This window comes from Sphingomonas sp. CFBP 13714 (assembly GCF_014842205.1).
Taxonomy (GTDB): Bacteria; Pseudomonadota; Alphaproteobacteria; order Sphingomonadales; family Sphingomonadaceae; genus Sphingomonas; species Sphingomonas aerolata.
This window is the reverse complement of the sequence record NZ_JACYVG010000030.1, coordinates 1-1,486: the sequence shown is the minus strand read 5'-3', so window position 1 is coordinate 1,486 and position 1,486 is coordinate 1. Positions and strand designations below refer to the sequence as shown.

General features: G+C 64.3%; 1 protein-coding gene. It reads left to right on the top strand.

Annotation, left to right across the window (positions count from 1 at the left end):
* The first annotated feature begins 175 nt into the window (after positions 1 to 175).
* A protein-coding gene (locus IFT54_RS20150) for an IS3 family transposase (protein ID WP_192071981.1) occupies positions 176 to 1,416 on the top strand; the annotation gives its coding sequence in 2 pieces (ribosomal slippage) (positions 176 to 520 and positions 523 to 1,416; 1,239 coding nt in all).
* The last annotated feature ends 70 nt before the right edge of the window (positions 1,417 to 1,486 follow it).

Sequence of the window (1,486 nt, the reverse complement as noted above, 5' to 3'; positions counted from 1 at the left end):
GTGGATAGCGTTGCAGTCCATCATATCTATGCCGAAGCTAGTACCGTCGTTTGGAAGGGTGAAAGGGGCAAGTGGCAATGGAGCCAAGTAAGCGAGATTGGACCGGGAGGGCTTCTTCTGAGGTGGCCCCCTAAATGACCTGACAGGGCCCCGCTCTTAGATAAGAGTGAGGCATATGACTGACGGTACGACCAGGCGTTACAACGATGGCGAGGTTCTCTCCGGTGTTCAGCGGCGGAGGCGGTGGACGCCGGAGGAAAAGGTCCGGATCGTCGAGGAGACGTATCTACCGGGGATGAGCGTGTCGCTCGTCGCCCGCCGGCACGGCATTGGTGGCAATCAGATCTTCACCTGGCGGCGCCTGATGGCGCAGGGTGCGCTGACCGCCGCGACAGCGGGCGAGGAAGTGGTGCCGGCGTCCGAGTACCGAGCGCTCGAGGCGCAGGTTCGCGAACTACACCGGCTGCTCGGCAAGAAGGCCATGGAGAACGAGCTGCTCCGCGAGGCCGTGTCCCGGGCCGCAGGCCCAAAAAAACTGCTGTTGCGCTCGACCTCGTTGCCGCGGGATGGACGGTGAGCGCGGTGTCAGGCGCGGTCGGAATTGCTCGCCCACACCTGTCCGCAATGCGCCATCGCCCAGCGCCCCGACCACGCGGACGACCGCCGCTGCCGGATGCCGAGCTGGTCGCCGACATCCGCGCGCTCGTCGCCGATCTGCCGACCTATGGCTATCGCCGCGTTCATGCTCTGCTGCGCCGGGAGGCTGAAAAGACTGGGCGCGAAGCGCCCAACCCGAAACGCGTCTACCGCGTCATGAAGGTGCATGGGCTGCTGCTGCAGCGTGACGGCGAACGCCGCGAGGAACGGCGGCACGATGGCCGGGTCGCCGTCGATCTGCGCAACACCCGCTGGTGCTCCGACGGGCTGGAGATCACCTGTGACAATGGCGAGAAGGTACGCGTCGCATTCGCGCTCGACTGCTGCGACCGTGAGGCGATGGGACACGTGGCGACGACGGGCGGCATCACCGCAGAGGACGTCCAGGACTTGATGGTCGCCACCGTCGAGCATCGCTACGGACGGGTGAACCGCGTGCCCCAACCGATCGAGTGGCTTACCGACAACGGCAGCTGCTACACCGCTCGCAACACACGCGCCTTCGCCCGAGACATCGGGTTGATCCCGCGCACGACCCCGGTCAGCAGTCCTCAATCGAATGGCATGGCTGAGGCGTTCGTTCGCACCCTCAAGCGCGACTATGTCCGCGTGAACCCCAGGCCGAATGCCCAGAGCGTCATCGACCAACTGCCCGGCTGGTTCGCCCATTATAACGAAGTGCATCCGCACCGCGCTTTGCGCTATCGGTCCCCACGCGAGTTCATTGCGCAAACCTGCGAGGCTCTGTCAGGCCTTTAGGGGGCAACAACATCTTCCGATTGAACGGAAGATGGAATCAAATCGGGAGCTGCCTTTGACCGCCGCTCAG